The 22962-nt window shown below is 69.7% G+C and carries 12 protein-coding genes and 1 pseudogene; 8 read left to right on the top strand and 5 right to left on the bottom strand.

Features of this window, described 5'->3' with window-relative positions:
• Positions 1-253 precede the first annotated feature (253 nt).
• Positions 254-5464, bottom strand: a complete 5211-nt coding sequence (locus OG432_RS34670) for a hypothetical protein (RefSeq protein ID WP_328314917.1) — start codon at positions 5462-5464, stop codon at positions 254-256.
• Between the two features lie 796 nt (positions 5465-6260).
• Here OG432_RS34670 and OG432_RS34665 point away from each other — a divergent pair.
• On the top strand, positions 6261-6866 hold the full coding sequence (locus tag OG432_RS34665) for a hypothetical protein (protein ID WP_328314916.1): 606 nt from the start codon (positions 6261-6263) through the stop codon (positions 6864-6866).
• An 880-nt stretch (positions 6867-7746) separates the two neighbouring features.
• On the opposite strand, the gene OG432_RS34660 is transcribed toward OG432_RS34665, so the two are convergent.
• Together OG432_RS34660 and OG432_RS34655 are read right to left on the bottom strand one after the other, a co-directional pair.
• On the bottom strand, positions 7747-9309 hold the full coding sequence (locus OG432_RS34660; protein ID WP_328314915.1) for an FAD-dependent monooxygenase: 1563 nt from the start codon (positions 9307-9309) through the stop codon (positions 7747-7749).
• Positions 9310-10076: 767 nt separating this feature from the next.
• Entirely contained in the window at positions 10077-10616 is a 540-nt protein-coding gene (locus OG432_RS34655; protein WP_328314914.1) for a YbhB/YbcL family Raf kinase inhibitor-like protein, read from the bottom strand.
• A 164-nt stretch (positions 10617-10780) separates the two neighbouring features.
• Between OG432_RS34655 and OG432_RS34650 the strand changes: the two genes are divergently transcribed.
• The 6 genes from OG432_RS34650 to OG432_RS34620 all read left to right on the top strand — a co-directional run bounded on the left by OG432_RS34650 (position 10781) and on the right by OG432_RS34620 (position 21071).
• Positions 10781-11485: a GntR family transcriptional regulator gene (locus OG432_RS34650; RefSeq protein ID WP_328314913.1), complete on the top strand. Its 705-nt coding sequence runs from the start codon at positions 10781-10783 to the stop codon at positions 11483-11485.
• A gap of 58 nt (positions 11486-11543) precedes the next feature.
• The gene (locus tag OG432_RS34645) at positions 11544-12407 is read left to right on the top strand and encodes an SCO6745 family protein (RefSeq protein ID WP_328314912.1); all 864 of its coding nucleotides are present in this window, start codon (positions 11544-11546) and stop codon (positions 12405-12407) included.
• A 1174-nt stretch (positions 12408-13581) separates the two neighbouring features.
• Positions 13582-14469 (top strand): NAD-dependent protein deacetylase, encoded by an 888-nt coding sequence (locus OG432_RS34640; RefSeq protein WP_328314911.1) that lies wholly within the window; start codon positions 13582-13584, stop codon positions 14467-14469.
• 2074 nt (positions 14470-16543) lie between these two features.
• Complete coding sequence (locus OG432_RS34630) at positions 16544-17437, top strand: DUF4344 domain-containing metallopeptidase (protein ID WP_328314909.1); 894 nt, start codon at positions 16544-16546, stop codon at positions 17435-17437.
• A gap of 846 nt (positions 17438-18283) precedes the next feature.
• Positions 18284-19636, top strand: a complete 1353-nt coding sequence (locus OG432_RS34625; protein WP_328314908.1) for a M20/M25/M40 family metallo-hydrolase — start codon at positions 18284-18286, stop codon at positions 19634-19636.
• A gap of 1012 nt (positions 19637-20648) precedes the next feature.
• Entirely contained in the window at positions 20649-21071 is a 423-nt protein-coding gene (locus tag OG432_RS34620) for a hypothetical protein (RefSeq protein WP_328314907.1), read from the top strand.
• Positions 21072-21184: 113 nt separating this feature from the next.
• Here OG432_RS34620 and OG432_RS34615 read toward each other — a convergent pair whose 3' ends face one another.
• Positions 21185-21397, bottom strand: a complete 213-nt coding sequence (locus tag OG432_RS34615) for a hypothetical protein (RefSeq protein WP_328314906.1) — start codon at positions 21395-21397, stop codon at positions 21185-21187.
• Positions 21398-21615: 218 nt separating this feature from the next.
• Positions 21616-22416, bottom strand: a complete 801-nt coding sequence (locus tag OG432_RS34610; RefSeq protein WP_328314905.1) for a maleylpyruvate isomerase family mycothiol-dependent enzyme — start codon at positions 22414-22416, stop codon at positions 21616-21618.
• 296 nt (positions 22417-22712) lie between these two features.
• Here OG432_RS34610 and OG432_RS34605 point away from each other — a divergent pair.
• Positions 22713-22909 (top strand): annotated as a pseudogene (locus tag OG432_RS34605) (IS5/IS1182 family transposase); the annotation flags it as partial.
• Between the last annotated feature and the right edge of the window lie 53 nt (positions 22910-22962).

Below are 22962 nucleotides of genomic sequence, written 5' to 3'. Positions count from 1 at the left end.
GAGCGGTGAAGCGGGTCTGGGCGGGGGCCCCGCCGTGGCGGCGCCGGAAGGGCCCGAGATCCGCCTCCGCCCCGCCCAGGAACAACACCTCCACAACCGCACCACCACCGTCCGCGCCCCCTCACCGCCCGCCCACCCGCGACCGGACGACGACACACGCCCCCCTCACCCCCGACCCCGGCCCGAAGTCCCCCCGGACAGTCCTGCGTCGACGAGCAGCAACTCGCCGACGCAGGACCACCGCAGAGCAAGCTCACTCCTCCAGAACCGCGATGGAGAACTCCGCCGCCTTCCCCTGCGGCGGCGCGAAACCGTCATAACGCGCCACGAAAAACCCCACAGGCGGCGTGACCACATCCGCACTGGTCGGCGTCCCACCCACCACCCCCGTGCACTCATCCAGCGTCGCCAGCCAAGCTGGCACCGGACCGTAAAAGGCGAACCTCTTCTTCGAGTCGTTGATGAACCGTTCCCCGCCCGTTCCCTTGAACGTCCACGTGTATTCGACGCCGACGGTCGCGGGGGTCGGGTTCGTCGTGTCGATGGTCGGAAGGTTGTACCGTTCGACGATCGCCGGCACACCGATCAGCAGATCGGACCCCATGACGCTCAGTCCGTCGAGCACAGCGACGGCGCCGATGATGACCTTCGTGGGCGTCGCGTCCCTGGAAATCGCGCGGGCGATGGTGCGGAAGACCTGGAGGACATCGGGAGCGTTCCCGAGCACCGTACTCGCCAGGACACACTGGGTCAGGCCCTCGCTGTCCGGCGGGGACTTCAGGACACTGGCGATGCCGCAGCCCATCGAGACGCCGCCCAGGACGAAGTGCCCGGCCGATCCCTCGATCATGTGATGAACGTCATCGATGACCCTGCCAGCGTTCTTCAGCAGCGTGGAGCGCTCACCCAGCGTCTCGATGAGGTGGCCGACGGCGGTCAGGCCGATGTCGCAGCCGAGTCGGCCGACCTGCATCCCCCAGGCGATCGCGCCTTCCGTCTGCTCCCACTTGGTGCCGAGGACCGGTGGACAGGTGACCACCAGGGTGAGGGTCTTCCCGAAGCACGCGATGCCGTTGACCACGCGCCGCAGCACATTGTCCCCGGCTGAGGGGTTGAGGGCGATCAGATCGGTGCCGAGGGTGGCGACCCCGTCGAAGATCGCCGAGAACACGCCGAGGACCTCCTGAACCCTGAGCAGGCTGTCGTTGAGCGCCCAGTCCGGTGACGAGACTTCCTGGGGACTCGGAACGTAGCGCGGGTCCCATGAGGGGAGCGGGATGTTCGCTGGGAACCCCTGCGGGAAGGGTTCCGTGTCCACTCCGTGGATGAGTTTGTGGATCACCGTCATGAAGAAGGCGGCGACCAGCAGGATGAGCCGGCCCAGGGTCAGTGTCTCGGGAGGCTCACCGGGCCGCGCCTGCTGGTGAATCCACTCATAGAGGGCTTCGAGCAGCCCGAAGGGAGTGGTGAGGGGCTGGCTGAACAGGTCCCAGAAGGAAGCGGCGGCCGAAGCGGCAGCCTCGAAGGCCTTGTCGGCGACGGCGCCGATCGCGTCCAGCACTTCGTCGATGAGCGACCTGAGCATCCCGACGATGCTTTCGAAGGCGGATCGCTCGGCGCCGGCGCCGACGTCGACCGTGCAGAAGCTCTCGACCTCGGCGTACAGGCCCTCCAGTTTCCCGAACAGGGCCTGTGGGCCGGCGGCGCCGAAGGCATTGAACATGTTGGTGAATTTGAGGGCCAGTTCGTCTTCGATTCCGGACACCGGTGCATCCGGGAATTGGATCCGGTAGGCCTCCGTCCCGGAAAGGGCCTTGTTCTGCATCCAGTTGGCCTGCGGCGTGTTGAGTTCGCCGGAGTTCACCTGCGTACCGGTGGGTCCTGTCGCCGCGGGAACCTTGTTGCCGAAGTCGCCCATACGCGTCCCGCCGAATTCTCGCGTCAGGTCATTGAGGGCGTCGTCGATCCTTTGGCGCACACCGATCAGCCAGGCGTCGAGTTGGCCCTGAGCGTAGGTGATCGTCGACGAGAACAGCGGGACGAAGTACTGGACGGCTCCCTCCAGTGCCACTTTGGTGTTCCAGATGGCGTCGAGGGACAACAGGGACTTGAGCCAGTCGATGACGCGCCTGATGGCTTCGGCGATCATCTGGAAGACCGCTTCGACGGCCTGGATGGCTTGCTCGATGGCCTCGATGACCATTTCGCCGAGGGAGACGATGGTGTTGCCCACCCACAGGGCGATCTCGGTGATCGTGGTGACGATGACTTCGGCTACTTTGGCGGCCCCGGTCTTGATGCCCTCCCAGACGTCGGAGGCCCAGCTGGTGAAGTCGTCCCACCAGCCGCCGTACGTGGGGTGGGCATTGCGGTACTTCCGGTAGGCGTCGAGTTCGTCCTGGGTGCGGAACGCCTGGTAGGCGGGCCGGTCGGGGTCCCACAGCTGGATGACGTAGCCGATGATGGGCTGGGGTCCGTCGAAGCCGTCGATCAGAGCGGGCTGGAGTGCGCTGCCGCCCGCTGCCTGCCCGTACATGTTGGTGCAATGGTCGACGACGATCTGAGGCGTCAGACCGCGTTCTCTGAGGGCCTTCCAGTCGGCGAGCGGCGGGGGTGCTCCCTGCGCTCCCGGCATGTTCGACGGAACCGTTGCGTGTTCGAGCAGGTCGGGGGTGAACATGCCCTTCTGTGAAGGCAGAGTGCCGTTGCCCGCCAGGAAGTCATTGGCCTGGGCCGCGAAGTCGATGGCCGTGCCGGACTGCAGGCCGTCGGCATTGAGATGCACCACCGGTGGGTTGAGTCCGCGCGCTGCGATGGCCAGGGCGAGCTTGCCCATGGGGCTGGTGGTCACGGCGATGGGCCGGCCGGGGCCGACCTGGTAGGAGATCTCGGCGATCTGGACCTCGACCAGGGAGTCGGCGGAGACGGACACCGGGTGGCCGGGCAGAGGCTGGCCCCCCTTGGAGAGCAGCGTGACGTCGGCGACGTAGTGCGAGACGACGTCGGGAGGAGGCGCGGACTGGCCGGGTTTCTTGACCGGTTCGGGCAGGCGGACCTTGTCCATCTGCCACTGCGAGGTGGTGATGTCCTGGGTGCACACGCAGTACGCCTCGGCCGGAGGCATTCCGCTCATCTTGATCAGCTCGGACGGTCTGTAGTCCGGGTACGGGTCCAACTGGTAGTCCACTACCGAGGCGTGCACTCCCACGGTGACCGTGGTGAACGGCGGTGGCGGTACCTGGTAGACCGGGGCCATGTTGTCCGCGCCGCGCTGGCCCATCACCGAGACCTTGCCCGCACCGGGCCGGTAGGCGACGAGGTAGGACAAGCCGCCCGTGCCGTTGTAGTCCAGGCCGGTCACCAGGTCGCTCAGGGAGGAGAAGTCGTACCCGCCCAGGCCCTTGCCCTGGATGCTGGGCTTGTAGGTGGTGGTCTCGCCGTCCCGGCGCAGCACCCACGCCTGTCGGGAGGTGTGGCCCGGGATGTCGCCCGGCCGGTAGCTCAGGATGTGGTCGTTGCAGCCGAGGCCGGAGAAGTCGAACGGCACGAGCCGGTCTTCGGGTTCCATCAGGTCCCAGCCGCCGATCCCGCCGGTCTGGTTGTGCACCACCGCCCTGAAGCCGCCGTGCTTGTCCGGCACGAGGATGTAGACCATGCCCGCTCCGGGGCGGTAGGCCAACAGGTGGGTGCTGCTGCCCGTGCTGTCGTAGTCGAGGCCGGCTATCTCGTCCGCCGGACTGTTCAGGGGGAATCCACCGAGGCCGGTCGATGACCTGACCACTGGGGTGAACGAGCCGTCGCCCTTCGGTGCCAGTACCCACGCGGTTCGCGTGCCCGGCCGGTAGGCCAGCAGGTGGTCGTTCTTCTTGGTGCCCAGGTAGTCGAAGGGCAGCAACCGGTCTCGGCGGTCTGCCAGGTCGTACGTTCCACCGCTGCCTCCGATGCCTCCAGCGGCGGCGCCGGCCACGGGGACGAAGCCCTCCGCTCCGTCCCGCTTCTTGAAGATCGAGAACTTGCCCGCTCCCGGGCGGTAGGCCAGCAGGTGGTCCGCGCTTCCCGACCCCGTGTAGTCGTAGGCGACGACGTGGTCGTCGGGGGAGGTGAAGTCGTACCCGGGCAGTCCGTACTCGTTGCTGAAGGCTCTGGCGAACCCGCCGACTTCGTCGGTCCGCTCGACCACCCACACGGTCTGGTCGCTGTAGTAGTGCGTGGGGCCGGGCCGGTAGGCGAACAGGTGGTCGGAGTGTCCGGACCTGGTGTAGTCGAATGCCACCATTCGGTCGTTCGGGCGGGCCAGGTCGTATCCGCCGATTCCCGGTGGGGCCGACGCGACGCGGGCCTGGGTCCATTTCGGTTGCAGTGTCTGCGCCCGGAGGGGACCGATCTGCCGGCTGACGGTTTCCCATCCCGCTTGGTGCAGCACGTTCAAGGTGGCGTCCTTGTCGAGGCCGAAGACGTGCATCTTGCCGTCGGCGTCCTGCCACAGCCTCGTCTTGGCCGCGAAGTCGACATCGGTGACCTCACCCGTGACGACTGTGCCTCCCGGAGACATGCGGTAGCCCCAGACCAGGGCCCCCTTCGTGTCGACGTAGAGGAACCCGATGTCTCCTTGCGGGTTGTCGCGGTTCAGGTACGGCTGGTGATAGGTGCCGCAGAACTGCGCACATGACGTGCTGACTTGGAGGGCATTGCCCACCGGCACGCCCATGCGCTCCTCCCAGCGGAGCAGTTTCTGCCCGTCCAGGGCGTAGTAGACGTAGGTGCCGGGCTGGTTGCCCGACGAGAGGTAGGGCAGGAAGCCGCCGCCCACCATGGGGTATCCCTGGACCAGCAGCCCGGTGGGTTCGGTGAACCAGCCGCCTCCCGAACCGTCGCTGCTCTTCAACTGCGGGGTGAGCACCAGGTTGGTGGGCCCGGTCTCGGCTTCCAGGCTCGTCCCCAGAACCAGCGCTCCGCCGTCGGGTGCGTAGGACACGGTCATCGCCTGACCCGCAAGTCCGACCTTGTTGAACGAGGTCATGCCCTGCCACACGCAGCGCGCCGTACCGTCGGGTTCGCGCTCGCCGAGGGCCAGGACCAGCCCGAACATCATGGCTGCCGTGTCCTTGGGGCTGCAGATCGCCCACACGTCCCCGGAAGGGTGCACGGCCACGACGACTTCGGCGACCTGCGGTGTGTTCGCCACCGGCTCCTGAACCCAGCCGGTGGGGGAAGTGTCCGTCCGTTCCAGGTACGTCAGTTGCCCCTGCCGGTTGATCACAAGCGCTTCTTCCCGGCTGCTCTTGAACGGGTTCGCGAAGAGCGCCTCCTGGTTGCGCCCGTCGCCCACGGACACGCCCGCCGCGGGTACCGCATCCTGCATCAGCTGGGTCGAGACCGAGAAGGATCCGGGACCCAGAATGCCGGCCCCGCCGACAGGGCCGCCGCCCGGCCGCGGGTTACGCAGGAATGTTTCCATACTCATGGTGCACCCCTCGGATGAGGAATTGTAGATCTCCTCCGCGCCGCCATCCGGATAACCCCCTGGCGACCAGGCATCCGGTGCCGGGGATTCGATGGCGTAGCCGAGTAGTCTTTCCAGTCGAAGCAGGGCGCATAAAGCGCCGAGAGGCCGCAGGAAATGTCCTGGCGAGCCGCCTGGGGGACTCCGTGGGCTGAAGAGATGTGCACGCGGCTCACGCGGAAGGCTTGGTGGGCCGGAAGGTTCGGGGCGGAAGTCAGCGCACCGGGCTCCGCACGGATATCGGAGCCCCCAAATGGGAACCTCAAGCAACCGGTATACCACTCTTCGCCAACTCCCGGCTACGGAAGAAGAAAAGGCGCCGAAGGACGAACCGTGGCCATTACCTGACGACCCGCCACCACCGGCTGGTCACGCGATACGCACCTTCGACGGCCCCCGTCGAGGAGAGCCGACGGGTCCCGTGGGATTCCGCCCCGCCGCGCTGTTGTGCGTCCAGCCGACCACCGCCGCGCGCGCATCCCCGTTTGGGGTCGTGCCGGCGCCGGCGTGGTCCCTCCGGCGTTGCGAGTGCTGTGGCCGTGGGCCTGGCCGCTCAGGTGTCCGCGTCTCGGATTCGTTCTCTTCGCTGTCGAGCGCCCCCGACAGGATCCGCCAGAACGCCCAGGCCGCGTCGCCGCCGCCCCGTCGCCGTCGCCGCCCCGTCGCCGCCCCGTCGCCGCCTCGTCACCGAGCCCGACCATTCGAGAAATTCGCGCTGTGCGTCCCGATCACCAGATCAGCCCTTCATCATGGGACCGTGACCGCACCCAGCCTTGCCCAGCGACTCGCCGACCACATTCGGCACCTCCTGGGCGGCGGCCCGTTTCCGCCGCCCGGCGGGTGGACTCACATGGGTGCTGTCATCTGCGATGTCAGCTTCCAGCCGCGGTGCACCTACGAGGCGACCCTCCGGCCGCGACTTCTCGATCTGCAAACGAACTGGCCGGACGCCCACACAGTTCGCGGGTTCCAGAGCCGGCTCGCCACGCATGACCTCGCCGTCGCCATGAGGTTCAAGCACGCCCAGAAGGCCGCGACAGCTCACGCCATCACCGACCTCTTGGCCGCGAACGGGGTCGACACCCGCGACGATCTCCACTCCTGGCTCGACCAGCAGGCCAATCGCGCCGCCCTGCGCACGGTGAAGGGCGTAGGCCCGAAGAGCATCGACTACATCGGCAACCTCGTCGGCCGTTCGCAGATCGCCGTCGATGTGCATCTGCGCGCCTTCGCTGCAGATGCCGGCGTTCCGGTTCTCCCCTATGAGCAACTGCGCGCGGTGTACGAGGAAGCCGCCGGGCTCCTCGGGCACGACAGAGGCGGACTGGAGCACGCCATTTGGCGGTCCAGGCGGTCGTTGTAGCCGAGGAAGCGGACGGCAGCGCCCCGGCTCCATCGGTGCGAGGGCGCTGCCTTCGTGCGATTCGGGGGCTCCCCGACAGCCCGTCCGTGTTCAGCTCGTCCAGGTGTTCCCGCAGGAACCGGTGCGTCTGCTCGTCGGTGGCAACGTACTCGCCGTCGAAGCGGCTGTCCGCCCACGACGTCTTGCCGCTGGAGCGGCAACGCAACTCCCCACCCGTGACCCAATACCGCCGGTACTCGGTGAAGTTACCTCCCGAGAAGCCAGTCGTCAGCTCGAAGTCCTCGTTCTGGAGCAGCAGTTGCTGGCGCGCTTCGCTCGTCAAGCGCATGACTCCCCCACGTTCTCGGAACAGGTGGGGGGGGATCCTGCCACGTCGAAGCCGCAACCCGCCCGAACAGGCGCAATGTCGGCAGGACTTGGGCGGCAGGTCTGCATGACCTGGATGCGCGAGCACGGGGCCATGGCCGAGGACGGCATGGTCGATGTCCGGGCGAGGGCCGGGCATTCGTGCGCCGGCTCTCAGTGGCCGCGAGGGACGGCAGCGGTGGCCACCAAGGCCATGCGCGGTCTCCGGCTCCCCCACCGTGCCCGTCACGGTGTTGTTGGGGGCCGACACGACGTCGTGGGACGTCTCCAGCACATCGACCGCAGCACCACGTTGTCCCAGGCCCGCCATCCGGGCCTTGTGAATGGCTGCTCTCTCAGCACGGTGAACTCGGTTCTGTTATGGGCGAGTTGCCGCCCACAGGGGAGCCCTGGACGGCGGCGGCCGCCGCACCGGGTGGGTGCGGCGGCCTTGGGTGGAATCGGCTTGTTCGCCCTGTGCCGGGGCCCGCACGCCAAAGGCACACCGGTTCGAGTCGGCCGGCAGGGCGGCGGATCAGCCCGGCGTCACTGCACCCTCTGGCACGCCGAACCACTCCTCCAGCGCTTCCGCCAGCCCAGCTGTCGACGTCGGCGCCTTCACCCCCGTCTCGGCCGCCCAGGCGGTGAAGCCGTCCGGACGGACAAGGAGCGCCACCAGTTTCGGGCGGGACGGGCAACCGACCGTCAGGGTGTCGACGTGGCCGGCATACCCCACGGCGAGGGCTCGGAGCTTCGGGTCGTCGGCGAGGTCGAGCAGGAGCGCCCGGCCGCCGTGGAGGTGGTCCGCGAGGCGGCTGCCGTCGGCGAATTCGAGGTCCGGGGCGCTGCGGCCGGTCAGGGGGTGCTCGCCCGGCAACTCGTAGCGCACGTGGGCGCCGTTGAGCCGCGCGGTGAGGTACGTGGTGCCCGTGACCGTCTCCGCCAGGTCGCTGACGATCTCGCGCAGGGCCCGGGACTGTGGGTCCGGGCGCATGGCCGCGACCTGGGAACGGGTCCAGTCGAGGACCCCCGCGCCGACCGGGTGCCGTTCGGCGGTGTAGGTGTCCAACAACCCCTGTGGCGCCCGGCCGCCGATCACCGCGGCGAGCTTCCAGCCGAGGTTCATCGCGTCCCCGATACCAAGGCTCAGCCCCTGGCTGCCGAACGCCGAGTGCACGTGCGCCGCGTCGCCCGCCAGCAGCACCCGGCCTCTGCGGTACTCGGTGACCTGGCGGGCGTGGTCGGTGAACCGGGTCGCGGTACGCACCCCGGTGATCGTGACGTCCACGCCGGAAACGCGGCGCAGCCTCGCCTGGAGGTCCTCGGTGGTGACCGGCGCGTCCCGGTCGGCCGGCGGGCCGTCGAACTCCACGGTGACGATGCGGCCCGGCATCGGCCCGTGAGCGTAGACCCCGTTGTCCGTGGTGGCCCAGCCGACCGTCAGGTCCTCGGCGTCAGCCATCTCCACGACCGCCTGGTGGCAGGTGATCTCCGGGTCCGTGCCGGGGAATGCGAACCCCGCGAGTTTGCGGACGGTGCTGCGGCCGCCGTCGCAGCCCACGAGCCAGCCGGCGCGTATGGCCCCGTGGGTGGTCCGCACCGTGACGGCCTCGTCGTCCGCGTCGAACCCGGTCAGCTCGACTCCTCGGCGCACGTCGACACCGAGCTCGTCCGCCCGCCCTTCGAGCAGCCGCTCGATGTCCTGCTGCGCCACGAACGTGATCTCGGAGGCGGGTCCGGCGTCGCCGAGGCCCGGCTCCGTGCGGTCGACGAGGTCGGCGCGCAGCATGATGCCGGCGAAGTGCCCGACGATTCCGATCCCTTGGCGCGGGGCCCCGCCTCCGTCCCCGCCGTTGCGTTCGCGCATGAACGCCTGGAAGCGGTCCACCGCCTGCCGCTGCACCTCGGCCAGCGTGGGCAGCATGCCCCGACGGTAGAGCGCCTCGGCGCTGGGCGTGGTGATCGCCCCACCCTTGATCGTCGGGTCCACTTCGGTGAGGCGCTCCAGGACGGCCACCCGCGCGCCTCCCAGTCGGAGCTCGCAGGCCAGCATCAGTCCGACGGGGCCGCCTCCGGCCACCACTACGTCAAAGTCCATGGCAAAGTCCATGGCGCCGACTATGACCGAGGGCCGGGAAAGCCAGGAAACCGCCGCGGAGTCAAGGAGCGGCGCCGTCCACGAGAACGGGCTCCGGCCGCAGCTGCCGGCGCGAGGGTCTCCCGGGCGGCGCCCAGGTCCCGGGTGGTCAGACAGCCGGTCTCCACGACGCCCCCACCAAGGGCCAGGCGGAAGGACAGGTGCCGCCAACCCGGCATGTAGGAGCGGCGCCGGACGCGGCCCTCCGCCTCCGGCAGGGCCCGGTTGGCAGAGCGGCAGAACGTGGCGTCGCTGCGCATGGCGCCGTCCAGGTCTTGGCCGGCCAGGATCCGGCCGATGCGAGAGCACCGAGTTCGACGCCAAGTTCTTCCGCCAGCAGCTGGAGGACGAGCTGCGCGGCGCAGATGCTGCGGCGGATGCCGGGTCAGCACGCATGAATGCGGCATTCGGCCCGACGCGTACGACCCGAAGCTCGACGTCGACTTCACACCGCTGCGCGAGCAGGACCTGACCGTTGCCGGCCTCGGCCGGGCCGCCTGACCGACTGCGAGCCTCCTTGTGTGAGCGCTGGCGGTGCAGGCGAAGCGGCGTCCGCAGCTTCCTGCAGCTTCGGACGCCCTTCGTGGCCGGCCTCCGGGCTGGTGACCAGCGGGACGAGGTAGGCGTGGCAAGTGACCAGCCGGTTCGCCGCGGTCCTCAGCGCCTCCATCGGACGTTGACCGGATGGAGGGCCCGATTGCGCTCGGGGCGGGCCTTATGGCCGTTCTTCAGGCGAGAGTTTCCGCGGTGGCTGTCAGGACCGCGCGCCCCAGGATGTGGCCGGCCATGGTGAAGCCGAGGGCGGCCGGGGTGGCGTCGGCGGGGACGCCGATGGACTCGACGTCGAGGGCATGCACCACGGTGAAGTAGCGGTGCGGGCCGTGTCCAGCCGGCGGGGCGGCGCCGATGAAACGGGCCGCACGGGCGTCGTTGGGCAGCTGCAACGCGCCTTCGGGCAGGCCCGAGCCGGTGTCGTCGCCGGCACCTGTGGGCAATTCGGTGACGGTGGCGGGGATGTCGGCGACCGCCCAGTGCCAGAACCCGGACCCGGTGGGGGCGTCGGGGTCGTAGACCGTGACGGCGTAGCTCTTGGTGCCTTCCGGGGCGCCGCTCCAAGAAAGGTGCGGGGATAGGTCCTTCCCGCCGGGAACGCCTGAGAGACCGGAGTACTGCTCGATCGACCAGGGGGCGCCGTCGGCGACGGTGGTGCTGACAACGGTGAAAGCGGTCGCCTCGGGGAGGCGGGCAAAGGGGTCGTTGGAGCTCATGGTGTCGTGCCTCTCAGGTGTGCTGTGGGGTGGTGGTGACGCGGCCGGCGGAGGTCCCGCCGTAGTGGCGCCAGCAGGCGACGCGGTCACGGCTTCCGCTCACCGACGAGATCGACCATAACATCGATAATTGATTATTCCTTGGATCGTCTATTGTGGAAGGTATGACCCAGACGACTCACACTTCACCCTCGGCGGGGAAGCAGATGCTCTCCGAGCAGGTCTACACACACCTGCGGGACGCGATCATGCGCGGGGACCACGCCCCCGGTGATGCCCTCAAACCCCAGGACCTCGCGAAAGAGCAGGGCGTGAGCCTGGCCGTCGTACGCGAGGCACTCGTGCGGCTGGTCGGCGAGGGCCTCGCCAACCGCCTGCCCAACCGCGGCTTCGCCGTTCCGGCCTACTCCGACCGCCGCTGGCAGGAGATCGCGGAGGCCCGCCGGACCATCGAACCGGTCATGCTGCGCATGTCCATCGAGCGCGGCGACGTGGACTGGGAAGCCCGCGTACGAGCCTCCCACCACCGTCTGACCCGCACCCCGGCGTACCTGGCGGAGGAGGGCGAGCACTACAGCAGCGCCTGGGCCGAAGCCCACCGCCTCTTCCACCGCACGCTGCTGGAGGGCTGCGGCAACCTCGTCCTGCTGGAGACCTTCGACCGGATGTGGACCGCGAGCGAGCTGGCCCGCCGTTGGTCGGCGCACCGCAACCCGGACCGGGACGGCGCCGCCGAGCACCGCCGCCTGGAGGAGGCGGTACTCGCCCGTGACGCCGACACCGGGGCCCAGGTCTTGACCCAGCACCTCACCCAGACCGCGGCCGGACTGACCGAGTGCTCCCATCACGAACCCACGGACGAAGCCTGATGCCCCCTGCCTGCCTGGCCGCACTACCGCACCTGATCGCCGAAACCGGAGCCACAGCATGACTACTTTCGAGGCGAGCCCAGGCCGCCACTGCCACAACGCCGTCAGCCCGCTGCACGCATCCGGGTACTTCGCGCCGGAGCCGACGGACGAGCTCGCGGCGCTCGGGCTGGAACGCGGAGCCATGGTCTACCTCGCGGGCCGCGCGGCACCGCTCGGGGCCGTCGATGCGGGCACCGTCACAGCAACGTTCTACAACTTCAACCACGAGCATGTGCAGCGGTACATCCCCGCCGCGTGGAGCGTCACGACGCCGGAGGAAGTGCTCACGGCACGGCTGCGCGGCGCGGACCGGATGCTGCAGCGGCTGCTCGGCAAGGAGACCTTCACGTCCACGGAAATGACCGAGGCGGCCGAGCTGGCGCTGCGCGCCACCGAAGCCTGCCGCCGGGAGGCACGGCCGCTGTACGCCGCCAACGCCGACCTCCCGGTACCCGAACAACCGCACCTGGCTCTGTGGCACGCCGCGACGCTGCTGCGCGAGCACCGGGGTGACGGCCACCTCGCCGCCCTGACGATCGCCGGCCTGTCCGGCATCGAGGCGCTGGTCCTGCACAACGCCACCGGCACGGCACCGACATCGGCACTGTTCATGCGGACGCGCGGGTGGTCCGCGCAGCAGTGGGACACCGCCCGGGACCAGTTGCGCGACCGCGGCCTGTTGAACGAGTCAGGCGACCTCACGCAGGCGGGCGCGACCTTGCGCGGCGAGACCGAGGTACTCACCGACCGCCTCGACGCCGCCCCGTACGACCACCTCGGCCCGGCCGCCACCGCACGCCTCACCGAACTGGCCGGCGGCTTCTCCCGGACCCTCAGAGCAGCGGGCGCCTTCCCCGCGGTGCACTTCGGCAAAGGCTGAGGGCCGGGGCCGGGAGCCCTCGTAATAGCGACGGCCAGGTGCCGTGCAGCGCTACGTGACGTTCAGTTCTGCGGTTGCTGCAACGGCCCGCGGCAGTGCCACAGTAAACGCCGGTTTTACCGCGACGGAGCCGTACGGTGATCGTCGCGACCTGTGGCGGGGCATTCCCGGCCGCCGGGGTGGGGTGTACGCATTCACTGCGGCAGCACCGGGAGGGCGGAGAGGGCATGACGATCGACCGGTGACCGAACCCGGGAGCGGGGGACGCATTGCGGTTGCCGCGCGCCCGTGTCGTGCCCATGTCCGCCCCTCCCGCGTCGTACACCGCGGCGGTCGAGCGCTCCCTCACCGGCGCGGGCATCGCGAAGTCCTCCGCACGTATCTACCGGATCTCGCCGACGACCTGAGGGTGGATGCTCATCGGTGAACCGGCGCCGCCCGGACCCGCCCGCCGGGGCGCGAAGCCGCCCATCTTCCCCGTCGCCGCCAACGGTGCCCCGACGCCGCCCGAGGTGCTGGCCGAGCTGGCGGCGGCGCGGGCGGACGAGATGGACGCCGACGCCGTCAACCGGGAGTTGTCCATCGCACGCACGGCTATCGGCTGGTGGCAGCGCCAGGGTTGGATCGAGTGGATCCGACGATCGGCATCGAGCGGCGGCCGGCGCCGCCGGACCGCATGTCGTCGCGTTCCTCACGAGTACGGAGGGAGGGTGGATCACCGGCCAGAACCTGCGGGCGACGGGCGGACTGGCATGAGTCCGGCCCGTGGCCCCGATATCGCCCGACGCATACGCCGAACAAGGCGGCTGCCTGGGTCTTGGTGGTGTTGGCCCCATGCACCGGCTGCTCTGAGGTTCGGCCTGCACGGGGCCGCGGGCCGGGCCGGAATGCGACGCCGCCCTCTCCGTCGAATCGCTGTCGTGGGGCCGCAACCGCGATGGCTCGTCGCCTTCGGAATCGGCGCTCCGGGTTCGCACAGGCCGAGGAGCGTCCCCCGCTCCCCCGCTCCCCCGCTCGCCCGCAACCCCACGGTCAAGGAACTGGCTGCGCACCTCGAACGGGATGACGACCGTCACGCTCGGCAACGCCGAGCAGCGATGGGGCGACCCTGATCGTCGCGGCGCCACCCACGGGTGCCTCCGGCGATCGCGGCCCGTTCCGTACCCTGGGACGCATGCGCATGCGTCCCACTCTGAGCTGGACCCCCACCGCGGAGCTCTCGCCGGGAACCACGGATCTGGGGCCGGTCACCGATGCGCTGAGCGACGGCGGCGTGCTGGTGCTCAGCGGGGCGGGCCTCTCGACGGAGTCGGGCATCCCGGACTACCGCGGCGAGGGCGGGAGCCTGAGCCGGCACACTCCGATGACGTACCAGGACTTCACAGCGAGCGCTCAGGCCCGGCGCCGGTACTGGGCCCGCAGCCACCTCGGCTGGCGCACCTTCGGCCGGGCTCGCCCGAACACCGGGCACCGGGCCGTGGCCGCCTTCGCACGGCGCGGCCTGCTCTCGGGTGTGATCACCCAGAACGTCGACGGCCTGCACCAGGCCGCGGGCACCGAGGACGTCGTTGAGCTCCACGGCAGCCTCGACCGGGTCGTCTGCCTCTCCTGCGGCGCCTTCGGCCCACGCCGCGTGCTGGCGGAGAGGCTGGAGGAGGCGAACGCGGGCTTCGAGCCGGTGGCGGCGGCCATGAACCCGGACGGTGACGCCGACCTCACCGACGAGCAGGTCCAGGACTTCCGCGTGGTGTCCTGCGCGGTGTGCGACGGCATCCTCAAGCCCGACGTGGTGTTCTTCGGCGAGACCGTGCCGCCCCAGCGCGTCGAACGCTGCCGCACGATGGTCCGCGAGGCGTCCGCACTGCTGGTCCTGGGCTCCTCCCTGACAGTGATGTCCGGCCTCCGCTTCGTCCGCCAGGCGGCCGAGGCCGGCCGTCCGGTGCTGATCATCAACCGCGATCCGACCCGGGGCGACCAGCACGCCGTCACGCGCGTGGCTCTCCCGCTGGGCGCGGCCCTCACCACCGTGGCGGACCAGCTGGGTGTCACGGTCCACGGCTGAACCCTGCGGCCTCCGGGAGTCGCGGCTGCCGCGCCGGCGGCGGTGACTCACTCCCCAGCGCGGGGACGCGGCCCCGCGCTCGCGGTCTTGGACCCTCCCTGCGCCATGGACACCGACCGTGAGAGCGACCCTGCCAGTGCGCCCTGCCGGTGGCGGCCGAAGCACGCCGCCTTCGGTCCTGGCGACGTCCTTCGGGGTGCCGAGAGCCTGGCGGACCGCCCGCAGGAGCTCTCCCCGCAGAGGCGGTGGCCACCAGCACCCTCATCAAGCCGGCCAAGGCCGGCCGCCGGCGGCGTGACGTAGCACCGGGAATTCTTCGCGACCTGGCAGAGGCCTTCGACCGTCAACTGGGGCCTGCGGCACGGGCGGAGCTGCCCTCGAGGGTGACGGAAGCAATGACCTCGCACCGCCCTCGGCCGGCCGGGGGCCGGTGCGGCGCGGACGCTGTCCGTTGATGACGCGGTAGGCGCTGACCCACGATCCGATGCTGCTGTAGCCGGATCCGTCGATGATGATCGCGCCGCCGGTGCAGTTGTAGTTGTAGTTGTCCCACAGTTCGACCCTGCGGGTGGCGACCTCCGTGCGGGCGGACCGGATCCTGTTGTTCCAGTTGTCGCCGACGTACGTACACTCCCCCGGGTTGCCGGAGAAGTAGATGTCGAGGGCGAAGCCCGTTTCCCGTCTCCTCCCAGGAGTGGGAAACGGGGAACGTGTCCCCGTGGCGCCCGATGGCTCCGGACGGCTCCGGACGGCTCCGGACGGCTCCGGACGTGGCAGCGGCACGGGCCCCCGAGCCCGGACTTCGCGACGCAGTAGTACGCGCGCCATGTTCGGCCAGATCCGTGCAGGTCGCCGGCGCCGGCACCGCCTGGCGACCCGTGCCCGCGACCCGTGCCCCCGTTTCACCTGGTAGGGCCGAGGCCGGCCCGGCACAATCGGTCGTATGTCAACAAACCGGAGCCCTGAGCACACCCCTGACGGGCACTTCGTGGTCATCGATGGGCGCAAGTGGCGGGCGACCGATCCGATACTCCCCGAGAACATCGCGTCCCAACTTCGCAAGCACCTCATGGCAGCCCGGCGTTCAGTGCGTGCGGCACTCTCACGTGGGGACGATGCGGCGGTACGGAACGCCCGAAGGCGTGTGCAGCGTGCGAAAGTCGCTCTCGGGGAGCGCGGCACCCCTTGGTGGGAGCAGAGCGCGGATGAGCGGCGCAGGCGCTGGGAGGATGGCCTTTCCGCACTCGACGAGCCCGCCCCTTGAGAACACACATGCCCGCGCCGTGGCCGAAGGCCGGGGCACTTTTTGGCCATGGGCAGGCGTCGCGTCGCCCCGGGCACCCCGGCCTGCTGGTGGGCACACCGCCGTACGCCCGGCCCCGCCCCCTCATGGCGATACCCGGCGGCCCCGCCATGACCATCTCGCGTTGCTGAACGCATCCGGTTCGGACGTACCGTGCGCACAATCAACCGGGGCAGGTGGGCACGCCCCGCGGCACCGGACTCCTCCCGCTCCTACAAGCGGGGCCACCGGTACGGGGCAAACGAGGTCGGCCCCGGCGCCGCGCTCCTGTTCACAACCACGGCGCTCAACGGCGGCGGCGCGCCAGCGACAACTCCCCCACCAGCAGCACAAACCAGACGAGGGTGGGAACCAGACGAGGGTGGGAACCAGACGACGCGCTCCAGCGCGCCGATCGTGCCGTGGACACCGACGACACCACCCTCCCCGTCATAGACCGCAACGCCCCCACGTCGCCTCCGGCATGAACAAACCCCTTCGACACCTCAGGCAGCAAGCCCTACCGCCTCGACATCACCTGCGACAGCTACGCCGCGGGCCCCGAGGCCCAACGGATCGACATCCCCGCCGGCCCGCCCTTCACCGCCACCATCGCCCCCGCGAAGCCAGCACCACCGGCCTCATCGCCTGGCGCCTCAACACCCTCGACCCGCACGGAGCCGAAGGGTGCACAAACATCTTCACCCGATGCGACAGCCACCCCACCGCAGCCAACTCCCCAAAACAGAAGGGCCGGTAGAGGACCTCAAGCCCGTGCCCGACAATGCGCTCATGGCACCACGAGGCATACGGCACGTCCTCGGAGCAGGACTGAGTGCGACGCTCCTGCTTTCCTGCACCACGAACGGCAGCGACCCGCGCACCCCCGAACCCGCCCATCCCAGCGGGATCGGCTTCACGATCCGCTACGAGGAACCCACCCCGGCCGACCGCCCGTCCGCCTTCTTCCTCCGCGACCGAAATACCGCCGCGGCCGCCGCACACGCCCTCAACACCCTGCTCACCCTGAACCAGCAGATAACCGTGGCCGGCCGCTCCTGCAACGGCGAAGGGTCCGCCTACGACCCGCAGACCCGCACCATCGACCTCTGCTACGACGACACGACCGAAGACCGCGCACTCTTCCAGAACGCCGGACGGCACCCAGCCGACGACGAAGCCGCCGCCATCGCCGCCGAAACCCTCTACCACGAAGCCGCCCACGCCCTCACCGACCTCTTGGACCTGCCTCTCACCAACCGCCAGGAAGAAGACGCCGCCGACCAGTTCGCCGCCCTCATGCTCCTGCGCACCGGCCTCCCCGGCGAGCGCCAGCTCCGCACCGCCGCCGAAGCCTACGAACTCTCCACCACGGACGACGCAACCGACACCAGAGACGAGCACTCCCCCAACCCGGTGCGCGCAGTCAACCACCTCTGCTACCTCTACGGCGCCGCCCCCGACCACAACAAAGACCTCGCCACCAGCGGCCACCTCCCCTCCGCACGCGCAACCAAATGTCCGCAGGAATGGGCCCAGGCCCACACTGCCTGGATGACCCGTCTCCAGCCCCTCCTACGAACACAGTCGCAGTACGACGACATGCGGGCCGATGCCCCGAAAATCGTCAGCAGCACCGCTTCCCTCGGGCCGGTGGTGACGCGGTCGCGGAAGATGTCGGCGTAGGACGGGGAGCCGAAGCCCCGGGCCACCAGGACCGGGACGCCGTACACGGCGAGCCAGCCGGTGAGGAATGGGCGGAAGGCGTCCATTTTCGCAGGTTCCGGCTGCACTTCGTGATACCGGGACACAAGCAACTGGCCTACCTGCGTGCCGAGTTACGACGGTCTCGACGGCCCGCGGGGCGGCAGGGCCACGCGGAACTCACCCTCGGACACCACGGCCGCTTCGTCTGGCGAGATCTGGTCGCCGTCCGGTATCTGAACGACCCCTACGACCCCGAGCGCGGCTCCGGGCCGGGCCGCCGCATCCTGTTCCAGCGGGGTCACGGAGGCCCAAGACCGTCGAAAACCGGTTGCACATCGATCTCCACGCGGCACCCGGCGAGCGGGAGGCGGCGGTGGCCGGGCTCGCTGCCCTCGACACGACGGTTCTACGCCAAGTCAAGCAGGCCAGGGGGGAGTTCACCGTGACGACCGGCCCCGGAGGGCATGGAGTCCTGCGTGCAATGACCCGGCCGTGACGCCGGCCGCAGGGCGAAGGCGCGGCCCAGGCACAGCAGGGACACAGCCGAGGCACAGACTCGTGCACGACCGGCGCACCATTCCTCGACGGCCCGTCGGGACGACCGCCCCCCCTCCGCCCGCCTCACCCCCGGGTCGTGGCGGGCCTCGGCAGACATACCCCAATTGGGCTCCATTTGGAACGAGTTGGTCTCCCGTTCAGCTTTCCTTGAGCGTCCGGAAAGGGAACAGCCCTGGCCGATTAACGTTCTTGACGACCCCTGTACCTCTCCTTGACCATCGGGCTCGCGTTTCCGTCCCCATCCCCGAACGGAACACGGAGCCCCCCATGCACTCCTGGCATCCCTCGCACTCCCCACGCACCCTGGCCGCGGGCGCGGCGCTGGCCACCGCCACGCTCGCCGTCGGACTCCTCGCACCGACCGTCCAGGCCGCCCCGGCGGCCCCGGCCGCCGCGAGTCCCTCGGCCGTCGCCGCGCCCGACATACCCGTCGCCAACGTCAAGGCGCACCTGGCCCAGTTGCAGCAGATAGCCAACGCCAACGGCGGCAACCGGGCGCACGGCCGGTCCGGCTACCGGGCCTCGCTCGACTATGTGAAGGGCAAGCTGGACGCGGCCGGGTTCACCACCTCCGTCCAGCAGTTCAGCTCCTCGGGCGCGACCGGCTACAACCTGATCGCCGACTGGCCGGGCGGCGACACCTCCCAGACCGTGATGGCGGGCGCCCACCTCGACTCCGTCACCGCGGGCCCCGGCATCAACGACAACGGCTCCGGCTCGGCCGGCATCCTGGAGACCGCGCTCGCCGTCTCACGCGCCCAGCTCAAGCCCGACAAGCACCTCAGGTTCGCCTGGTGGGGCGCCGAGGAGCTGGGCATGGTCGGCTCGCGGTACTACGTCAACTCCCTGGCGAGCGGTGACCGGGCGAAGATCTCGGGCTATCTGAACTTCGACATGATCGGCTCGCCGAACCCGGGCTACTTCGTCTACGACGACGACCCCACCCTGGAGAAGGTCTTCAAGGACTACTTCGCCACCCTCTCCATCCCCACCGAGATCGAGACGGAGGGCGACGGCCGCTCCGATCACGCCCCGTTCAAGAACGCGGGCATCCCCGTCGGCGGTCTGTTCTCCGGCGCGGACTACACCAAGACGTCCGCGCAGGCGCAGAAGTGGGGCGGCTCGGTGGGTCAGGAGTTCGACGCCTGCTACCACGCCTCCTGCGACACCAGCTCCAACATCGACACCACGGCCCTGGACCACAACAGCGATGCCATCGCGTACGCCCTGTGGCAGCTGGCCGCCGGCGGGGGCACCACCCCGCCCGACCCGGGCAGCTCCTTCGAGAACACCACGGACCTCAGCATCCCGGACTCGCCCGGGGCCGCCGTGACGTCCTCGATCACCGTCTCCGGCCGCGCCGGCAACGCCCCCGCCACGCTGAAGGTCGCCGTCAACGTCGTCCACACGTACAGCGGTGACCTGGTCATCGACCTGATCGGCCCGAGCGGACGCTCCTACCGGCTGCACAACTCCTCGTCCGACTCCACGCCCAACATCAACACGACGTACACCGTGGACGCGTCGTCGGAGGTCGCCAACGGCACCTGGAAGCTGAAGCTCCAGGACAAGGGTCCGCAGGACACCGGCTACCTCAACAGCTGGAAGCTCACCTTCTGACGCGCCCGTCCAGGCCGACGCACCGGCCCGGGTACCGTCCGAGGGGCCGGGCCGGGTGGCCGCCAAAGTTCTCGCGCGGCGCCCCGTCGGCACGTTCGTGTCTCCGTCGACGACGACTCGTCCTACGGGTCGAAACAGTCCGGGCATCGAGCCTGGCGCCCATCGGCCGTCGCGACCGCCCGCCGGCATCCCCAGCCCCGACGAAGACGGCACGCCCGCGACCTGGGCAACGTGACAGCCGAAGGCCCGGCGTTCACGGCGGTTGTCCGCCGGGGATGCCGGGCCTCGCGCATGTCAGGATCGGACGTGCCGTCACAGGTGGTATCGGGCGGTGCCGCACGTCGTCGCCCTACGGCGTGGAACGACCGTGTTGCGGGAAGGGGATGGAGTGTTCTGGTGCGCATTCCTTCCCGTCCAACGGCGTCCACTCCTGAGCGTCTCCACCGGGTGGATAGGCGATGACGTCTTCGGCGCCAAACCCCCATCGCAGCCGTCGGTGTTCAACCCGGCTGAGGTGCTGGACCAGATCGAGCGGCGACCAGCCAAGCGGTTCGACAGGTGTGTGGAGCCGGTCGTCGGAGAGTCCGGCGGGCGTCCTGGCTCTACAACCAGCCGGACCTGCGAGCCGAGATCGAACGTCTGCGAGTCCGGCACCGCCCCGTCCCCGCTGCCCGCCCGGTCCCCGATCGACAGCGGGCCTCCGAGGCATCCCTGCTGCGGCGCCCGGAGGCCGCCACCGCGCGCAACCGGCAGCTGAGGTCGGAGAGCCGCGAGCTCCGGCAGCCCTTGGCCCTGGCGTTGGGCGAACGCCGCACGGCCGACGTCTGCGGCATCCGCGCCACGGCGACGTCACCAGCGGCAAGGGCGATCGGCCCGTGATGAGAAGCTGATACACCGGCATCGCGACCGCAGCTCGTCCGGCAGCCACCCCGGGAGGTCGGCGGGGATTCGCGGTCGACGGGGGCCGCTGTCACGGCACTGTCCGGGCCAAGGTCCGACGTTGAGGAGCACGGTGATCAGTCAGGGTGTGAAGATCACGACACAATGCGTGGGCTGCGGCGGTGTGCTGATTCTCGACACCGGCCAGTCCATCGAGGGTGGACGCCTGTGGTGGGGAACCGAGGGGGCCTGCCAGTCCTGCCCCGCCGCCTGGTGCGAGCAGGACTTCGGTGACGCAGCTCCCGAGGGGATCCGCCAGGCCCTCTTGGCGGAACACGGACCCGCCCGGCTCCGGCTGACAGCGCCCGAGGCGAGTGGAGTGCCCGTCCTTCGTGCTCTTCGAGAGGTGCACGGCCTATCACTGGCACAGGCGCGGTCCCTGGCGGACGAGTTGAAGACGACCAGCCTCGTGGGCACGTTCGTCGAGATGGAACTCCTAGCCGCCCGGCTTCGGCACCATTGCGTCGGAGTGACAGTCGAGACATCGTCCGGCTGACCGTCCGGAGCGAGCGACACGCCGGGCGACACAATTCCCGCAGCCGGAAAGGTATCCGACCCTCCGTGCCGAGGACACCGTCCACATCGCATTGTCCCTGTTCAGCGTCGTCCTCATCGCGATGGCTCAAGATCATGGACGTTGATGAGCTTGCCCCGTCGAATCCCCGCTTTCACAGACTGCGAATCGATCACGCCGACCGTGGACTGTTCGTACCGGGCCGCCCGCTGCGGCAGCCGAGCGCGCGGGCGGGCGTGGAACTCCTTGACCAGGCCGTGGTCGCACCAGCGGCGGAAGAACGTTCCCGAACCGGTGAGCGACACCATCACCCGACGGGGCAACCGAGTTGAACTCCATCGGCGCGAACGCGTACACATACGACAACAGGGCCTCTCGGCACGGCTCTTGGCTCCGACAACCGGGCCCTGTCCCTGTGCCCCGCAGCGATCACCCGATCGGGACTCCCGTCCGACACGCACCTCAAGACCGGAACGACAGCAACCACTTACCGGCTCGGGGCTGGGCCAACCGCCCCCGCTACGTCCTACTTCTCCTCCGGCTCCCAGGCGCGGAGCAGGTCGAGCAGCCCTGCGTCTCCGTCAACGTGCAAGGAGGCGGCCTGGAGCCGGTCGTACAGGTAGAGGACCAGCTCACTGGCTGTGCCGTGGACGGAGGCGCCGGCTGCGTCCGAGTCTTCGCCGGTCGCGGCGGCGGCCGCGGGGATGCGGGTGGTGCGGGCGCCGTCACCGTCGACGGCGAGGCGCCAGGAGCGGCCCTCGGCGGCGTGGAAGTCGAAGGCCGTGGGCTTGTGCGGCCAGGCACTCGGCGTTGCGCAGACGGTGAACAGGAACTCCTCCACACCGTCGAGCGCCAGCCCGACCGGCAGTGGCTGCGGGGCGCCCCCGGCGAGCTGGGCGTCGTAGGTGTGCACCGCGGTCTCCTGGACCCGGTGCCGGGCGGTGCCGCCGGCGGTCTGCGGTGACTGCGACGCGGGCCACCACGTCCAGCAGCCGCTCTCCGGTCCCGCCGCGCGCAGGGCGCCCAGCAGAAGCCGCGTCGACGCGTCCAGCCAGGCCAGCAGGGCCTCACGCTCCTGCGGCACTTCCAGCGCGGCGCGCGCGGCGACGGCCTCGGCCGGCGGAGCGTCGGCAGACCCCGCGCCGACGATGGCGGCCCAGAAACGGTCTCCCCCACCCAGGTGCTTCACCAGATCGAACAGGGTCCACCCGGGGCAGCTGGGCACCTGCACATCGAGGGTGGACGCGGCGGCGACCACGGAGCGGAAGGCGGCAGACCGTTCATCGATCAGTCGCAACAGGTCCGGGAACTCAAGAGTGTCTTGCACTCCGGATGTCTATCACCGTGCTCCGGCACTCGGACAGCGATTTTCACAGTCGACGTCGGTTGACCAGTGCGGACATCCTCGCCTCCCACCGCTCGGGTGACAAGCTGCGCACTGCTGCGAGGACGCTGATGGTGGCGGTACGCGAGGCGTCGTGCCTCTGGGGGCTCTGGCCTCGCCCTGCGGCCGGGCACCACGGCGACGTGACGTCCGCCCGGTGCGCGGTCATGCCACCGCTCGGTGTAAGGGTTGACGGGGTCGCCTTACTGGTGGTTTCGCAATGAGCTGTCATGGCTTTGGTTACGCAGCTCCTACGGCTCCTGGACGCGATCCCACCGATCCGGGGCCTGCGCGGACGCCCGCGCACACGGCCACGTACGTTGGTCGCCGACCAGGGCTTCGACTTCGACAAGCACCGCCGCCTGCTGTGGAGGCGTGGAATCAAGCCGCTCGTCGCGGCGTTGCCCACGGCTCGGGTCTGGGCAAGCCCCGCTGGGGAAGTCCGGAGCAAGGAAGGAGGGTGTCCGTGGAAACGGAGCACCCTCCTTC

Source organism: Streptomyces sp. NBC_00442 (assembly GCF_036014195.1).
Classification (GTDB): domain Bacteria; phylum Actinomycetota; class Actinomycetes; order Streptomycetales; family Streptomycetaceae; genus Streptomyces.
The sequence above is the reverse complement of the archived record's forward strand: the minus strand, read 5'-3'. Positions and strand labels throughout refer to the sequence as shown.